This window comes from Streptomyces sp. CO7, assembly GCF_053474865.1.
Map to the genome: position 1 here is coordinate 360,513 of NZ_JBRIOU010000006.1, position 5,895 is coordinate 366,407.

General features: G+C 75.5%; 6 protein-coding genes. 4 read left to right on the top strand and 2 right to left on the bottom strand.

The window, feature by feature from the left end; translation table 11 throughout:
* Positions 1-2: 2 nt before the first annotated feature.
* Positions 3-1,232 carry a sensor histidine kinase gene (locus tag ACOV8S_RS23165; protein WP_448319968.1) on the top strand — a complete coding sequence of 410 codons (1,230 nt, stop codon included), beginning with the start codon at positions 3-5 and terminating at the stop codon, positions 1,230-1,232.
* The gene (locus ACOV8S_RS23170) at positions 1,229-1,894 is read left to right on the top strand and encodes a response regulator transcription factor (protein ID WP_448319970.1); all 666 of its coding nucleotides are present in this window, start codon (positions 1,229-1,231) and stop codon (positions 1,892-1,894) included. Before ACOV8S_RS23165 ends, ACOV8S_RS23170 begins: the two co-directional genes overlap by 4 nt.
* Before the next feature lie 42 nt (positions 1,895-1,936).
* Here ACOV8S_RS23170 and ACOV8S_RS23175 read toward each other — a convergent pair whose 3' ends face one another.
* Both ACOV8S_RS23175 and ACOV8S_RS23180 read right to left on the bottom strand, forming a co-directional pair.
* A complete protein-coding gene (locus tag ACOV8S_RS23175) occupies positions 1,937-2,485 on the bottom strand; it encodes a DUF1360 domain-containing protein (RefSeq protein WP_448319971.1) in 549 nt (182 codons plus the stop codon).
* A gap of 121 nt (positions 2,486-2,606) precedes the next feature.
* Positions 2,607-3,485 carry an SDR family oxidoreductase gene (locus ACOV8S_RS23180; protein WP_448319972.1) on the bottom strand — a complete coding sequence of 293 codons (879 nt, stop codon included), beginning with the start codon at positions 3,483-3,485 and terminating at the stop codon, positions 2,607-2,609.
* A 246-nt stretch (positions 3,486-3,731) separates the two neighbouring features.
* Between ACOV8S_RS23180 and ACOV8S_RS23185 the strand changes: the two genes are divergently transcribed.
* Both ACOV8S_RS23185 and ACOV8S_RS23190 read left to right on the top strand, forming a co-directional pair.
* On the top strand, positions 3,732-4,436 hold the full coding sequence (locus ACOV8S_RS23185; protein WP_448319973.1) for a DUF2267 domain-containing protein: 705 nt from the start codon (positions 3,732-3,734) through the stop codon (positions 4,434-4,436).
* 174 nt (positions 4,437-4,610) lie between these two features.
* The coding region (locus tag ACOV8S_RS23190) for an MFS transporter (RefSeq protein WP_448319974.1) at positions 4,611-5,895 on the top strand (1,285 nt) is incomplete at its 3' end.

Here is a 5,895-nt window from a genome sequence, read left to right on the forward strand (position 1 = left end):
GTGTGTGGCCCGTCCTCGTGTGGTGCGCGGCCGCCCTGCATCCGCTGGTGGTGTTCGTGCTGCTTCCGCAGGGCCCGGGCTACTCGACGAGCTACCCGCGGGACGGTCTGACCCCGCTCGCCGCACGCCTTCTGCTGATGTCCGCGTTCGCGCTGGTCGTGACGGGCGGCGCCGTCTCCCGCCGCAGGCCGGTGGTCGCGTACGCGCTGGTCCTCGCCGGGACGGTGGTGCTGGCCGCGGCCTGGCGGCAGGACGAGATCCCGCCGCTGCAGTTCCTCGCAGTGGACGTCGCGCTGGCGAGGGTGGCGGCCGTCCGCCCGCGTCGCACCTCGCTGTACGCCGCGGGGGCGGCGCTGGCCGTGCTGGGCGGGTACTTCGCGCTCCGCACGGCGACCGGCGGGGAGTCCGGCACGGCCGGTGAGCCCTTCGTCGCGCTGACGGTGGCCGTCGCGTGGCTGGCCGGACATGCCGCGCACCAGGCACGCGCCCACGCCGCCGAGTTGCGGGCGCGGGCGACGGCCGAGGCGGTGACCGCGGAACGGCTCAGGATCGCGCGGGAGATGCACGACACGGTGGCGCACAGCCTCGGCGTCATCGCCCTGCAGGCGGGCGCGGCGGCCCGGGTCATGGACACCCGGCCGGACCAGGCGCGGGAGGCGATGGCCGCGGTGGAGCGGGCCGGGCGCGAGACGCTGGGCGGACTGCGCCGGATCCTGGGCGCGCTCCGCGCCGCGGAGACCGGGCGGGACGGGCCCACCGGGCCAAACGAACGCACCGCGGCGGCGTCCGGCCCGGAGGCCGGGCCTTCCGGCGGCCTGACCGCGCGGCTGGAGCGGCTGGCCGCGGACACCACGGCGGCGGGAGTGCGGGTGGACCTGGAGTGGGTCGGCCCCCGGGGCGGGGTGCCCCAGGAGGTGGAGGCGGCCGCGTTCCGGATCGCGCAGGAGGCGGTGACCAACGTGCTCCGGCATTCCGGCGCGGCCTCCTGCGAGGTCCGCGTCGGCCGCCGCGAGGACCGCCTCACGGTGGAGGTGGACGACCCCGGGCTCGGCGGGGTGTCGCGGCCGGGGAGCGGCTTCGGGCTGACCGGCATGAGGGAGCGGGCCGTGCTGCTGGGCGGGGAGTTCGAGGCCGGTCCGCGCCCCGGCGGTGGATTCCGGGTGACCGCCCGGCTGCCCCTGGCCCCCACGCCCGCCGGAAGAGTCCGCGGCGCTGGGGCGGCAACCCCATGAGCGTCCGCGTCCTGCTGGTCGACGACCAGCCCCTGATCCGCACGGCGCTGCGCATGGTCGCGGCCGGCACCGACGACCTGGAGGTGGTCGGCGAGGCCGCGGACGGCACGGAGGCGGTACGGCTCGCCGCGGAACTCGCGCCGGACGTGGTGGTGATGGATCTGCGGATGCCCGGCACGGACGGCGTCGAGGCGACCCGCCTGATCACCCGGGAGGCGGGTGCGCCGAGGGTGCTGGTGCTGACCACGTTCGACGACGACCCGTCCGTGTACGGGGCGCTGCGGGCCGGGGCGTCCGGGTTCGTCGTCAAGGACATGGACCTGGACGACATCCTCGGGGCGGTGCGGGTCGTGGCGGCCGGCGACGCGCTGATCGCGCCCGCCGTCACCGCCCGTCTGATCAAGGAGTTCGCCGCCCGGCCGGCCGGGCGGGCCGCCAGGCCCCGCGCGGTCCCGGACCGGATCACGGACCGGGAGGCAGAGGTGCTGACCCTGGTCGGCCGCGGTCTGACCAACACGGAGATCGCGGAGCGGCTGCACATCAGCGTGGCCACGGCGAAGACCTACCTGACGCGGCTGCTGTCCAAGCTCGACGCCCGCGACCGGGTGCAGTTGGTGATCATCGCCTACGAGGCGGGGCTGGTGGCGCCGTCGGACGGGTGACGGGCGGGAGCGCCGCGGTGGGCCGGCCGCCCGGCTCCCGTCTCAGTCCTCGCCGGTGGCCTTGCGGACCAGGGCGGCGTGGCCCAGCTGGAGGGCGTCGGCGCCGGCCAGCGCGGTCAGGGCGCCCATGGCGGTGCGGGTGGCGCGCGGGGCCAGCAGCAGTCCGGCGGTCAGGGTGGAGGCCACCCAGACGCTGGTGCAGAACGGGCAGGTCATCAGCTCGCCCACGGTCTCGCGGCCGCTCTCCGGGCGGGCCTCCTCGTGCAGCTCGGCGGGGCCTTCCGGGCCGACGTACCGGGTGAACGGTGCGCGCAGCGGGCTGGTCACCGCGGCCTTGCTGAGGAGCCGGCTGAGCCGGAAGGTGGCCACCGAGGTGAGCGCCACGTCCCAGGGGTCGGGGCGCTCGGGGACCGGGCGGCCGAGGAGCCGGACGGCGGTGGTCCAGGCCGCGGTGTACGCGCCGAAGGCCGTCATCGCCGCCAGGTAGCCGCCCAGCGGGCGGTCCCCGCCGTCGGCGTACGCGCCGTGGGTGCGGTGGAGCGCCGCCCGCACGCGCTGTGCGAGGCCGCTGCCTTCCGGGGTGTGTGCCATGTGCCGTGTCCGCCCTTGTCCGTGCCGTGTGGTGCGGTGTCCGGTTTCCGCCGAACAGCGTCCGTATCGGTACCTGTGCCCGCCCGCCCCGACGGCACGCCTGCGGGGCGGGCGGCTGCGGTTACGGCAGCGGGGTGCCGCCGGTGGCGTTGACGATCTCGCCGGTGATGAACGAGGCGTCCTCGGAGGCCAGGAAGACGTACGCGGGCGCCATCTCGGCCGGCTGGGCCGGACGTCCGAGCGGCGACTGCTTGCCGAACTCGCTGGTGTCCGGCATGGTCGCCGGGATCAGCGGGGTCCACACCGGGCCGGGGGCGACGGCGTTGACGCGCACGCCGCGCTCGGCCAGCATCTGCGCCATCCCCTGCGTGAAGTTGACGATGGCCGCCTTGGTCATCGCGTAGTCGAGCAGGTGCGGGCTGGGCTGGTAGCCCTGCACGGAGCTGGTGTTGACGATCGAGCCGCCCTCCTGGATGTGCGGCAGGGCGAACTTCGACAGCCAGAACATGCCGTAGAGGTTGGTGCGCATCACCCGGTCGAACTGCTCGGTGGTGATCGCCTCGATGCCGTCCGGCTGCGACATCTGGTAGGCGGCGTTGTTGACCAGGACGTCGATCCGGCCGAACTCCTCCACCGCCCGGTCGATCAGGGCACGGCAGTTGGCCTCCTCGCGGATGTCGCAGGAGACGGCGACCGCGCGGCGTCCGGCATCCTCCACCAGCCGGGCGGTCTCCCGGGCGTCCTCCTTCTCGTCCTCCAGGTACGTGAAGAGCACGTCGGCCCCCTCGCGGGCGAAGGCCAGCGCGACGGCCCGGCCGATGCCGGAGTCGCCGCCGGTGATCACCGCCTTGCGCCCCTCCAGCTTCCCGCTGCCCTTGTAGGACTCCTCGCCGTGGTCGGGCGGCGGGTCCATGGGCGCGGTCCGGCCGGGGTGCGGCTGGTCCTGGGAGGAGAACTCGGGGGTGGGGTGCTTCTCGCCCGGGTGCTGGGGCTGGTTCACGTCGGTGACTCTCCTTGTCGGGCCGTGTGCTCTCTGCGGGGGTTCGACCGGGAACGACGGTGGTTCGACCGGTTCGGCCCCGGTGTCGACCCAGCCCGAGGTACCCGCCCGTCGACCGCCTACACCGCACCGCCCGCGGTCCGCGCGCTGCCGTCGCCGCTCCGGGTCCCGTCGCGCATCCCCGGCGAAACCGCTGGGTACTCGGCCCGGCGAACCCCGCCCCCAGCATCCGCCGCGGGAGACGACATGATCACTCACCGACGCCTGGTCGAGGACGCCGCCGTACGGACCCGTCTGCCCTCCGAGCGGGCGGGCCGCGCGGTCAAGGTGACGCTCGCCGTCCTCGCCCTCCATCTCGACGTGCCGGCGCGGCAGCGGCTGCGGCAGGCGGTTCCCGGTCCCGACCAGGACGCCGCCTACGCGACCGTCCCCCGTGCCGGCGGCACGGTCACCGACTTCTACGGCGAGGTCGCGGCCCATCTGCCGGCGGCGCCGGAGCAGGGCCGCCGCGTGGCGCGCGCGGTGCTGTCGCTGATCGCCCGCGACGACCCCGCCCTGACCCGTCACCTGGTGGAGAACCTGCCGCCCGGCTTCGAGGAGGCGTTCACCGCGCCCGACGCCCATCCCGAGCGGCTGCCCGGCGAGGACGCCCCCCTCACCGACCGCGAACTGCGCGACGCGCTGCGCCGCCGCCCGTCCTGGAGCGGCGACGGCCACCGCCTCACCCGCACCGTCGGGCTGCCCCGCGACCGGGTTCCGCCGCTGCTGCACCAGGTGGAGAGCGACGCCCGGCGACTGCACCGCCGGGTCGGCCACTCGGTCTCGGACGACGGCATCACCTTCACCGTGCGCACGCGTTCGGTGGACGCCGTCACCACCGCCGACCTGGAGCTGGCCGACCGGATCGACGCCGCGGTCGCCGCGGTGGGCTCCGGCGGGCGCCCCGGGTGAGGCGCTCACGCCGCCCGGCCCGGCGGCCCCCGGAGAAGGGAACCGGCGGGGGAAACGCGGGGCGGAACCGGTGCGGCGCACCGGTGACCCGCACCGTTGCGGGCAGATTGTCCGGTGCGGGCAGTCGTACGGAACCCGCCGTCGCGGCCGCCGTCCTGGTGAGAGGAGCACTTCGTGACATCGTCGACGTCGGCGTCCGGCGGACGGTCCCCGGCCGGGAGGGAGGCCGGGGAGGGCCGGGACCCGAACCGGTGGCGGGCCCTGTGGGTCACGCTGGTGGCCGGGTTCATGAGCCTGCTGGACGTGACGATCGTCGCCGTGGCCCTGCCGACCATCCAGCGCGACCTGGGCGCGACCCCGGCCGAGGTGCAGTGGGTGGTGTCGGGGTACGCGCTCACCTTCGCCCTCGCCCTGGTCACCGCCGGCCGCCTGGGCGACGCGCTCAACCGGCGGCGGATCTTCCTGCTGGCGCTGAGCGCCTTCGTGCTGTGCAGCGCCCTCGCCGGGGCGGCACCGAGCAGTGGCTGGCTGGTGGTCGCCCGGCTCGCTCAGGGCCTGGCGGCGGGCTGCATGGCCCCGCAGAACTCGGCGCTGATCCAGCAGATGTTCCGCGGCCCCGAGCGTGGCCGCGCCTTCGGGTTCTTCGGCGCGACGGTCGGCATCTCCAGCGCGGTGGGTCCCATCACCGGCGGGCTGATCCTGGCGCTGGCCTCCGGCGGCGAGGGCTGGCGGTGGATCTTCTACGTCAACGTCCCGATCGGCGTCGTCGCCGTGCTGCTCGGCCGACGGCTGCTCCCGCGCACCCGCCCGACCGGCAAGGGGCAGGTCGACGTCCCGGGCGTGCTGCTGCTCGGCGCGGGCGTGCTGGCCGTGATGCTGCCGCTGGTGCAGGCCGAGGCCGGCGGGCTGGGCCGGCTGTGGTGGCTGTTCCTGGTCGGGGCGGCGCTGCTCGGCGTCTTCACCCTCTGGCAGCGCCGGCTCCTGGCCCGCGGCGAACAACCGCTGCTGGATCTGCGGCTGTTCACCCAGACCCGCGGATACGCGGTCGGCGCGGGGGTCGGCACGCTGTACTTCGTCGGCTTCAGCGGGGTCTGGCTGGTGTTCGCGCTCTTCTTCCAGCACGGTCTGGACTACTCCCCGCTCCGGTCGGGCCTGGCCGTGACTCCCTTCGCGGTCGGTTCGGCGGGCGCCGCGGTGGTGTCCGGGCGGCTGGTGGACCGGCTGGGCAGGCTGCTGACGGTGTGCGGGCTCAGCGCGGTGATCGTCGGCATGAGCGCCACGGCGCTGCTGCTGCGCTTCGCGCCGGAGTCGTCGGCGACCTGGCTGGCCGCCCCGGCCCTGTTCGTGGCCGGCATGGGCAGCGGTTCCGTCATCTCGCCCAACATCACGATGACCCTGCGCGACGTGCCGGTGCGGATGGCGGGGGCGGCGGGCGGCGCGCTGCAGACCGGCCAGCGGC

Excerpts from the sequence above, each read along its gene's own strand:
- ACOV8S_RS23170 (WP_448319970.1), top strand. The coding sequence starts at position 1,229 with ATGAGCGTCCGCGTCCTGCTGGTCGACGACCAGCCCCTGATCCGCACG.
- ACOV8S_RS23175 (WP_448319971.1), bottom strand. The coding sequence starts at position 2,485 with ATGGCACACACCCCGGAAGGCAGCGGCCTCGCACAGCGCGTGCGGGCG.
- ACOV8S_RS23185 (WP_448319973.1), top strand. The coding sequence starts at position 3,732 with ATGATCACTCACCGACGCCTGGTCGAGGACGCCGCCGTACGGACCCGT.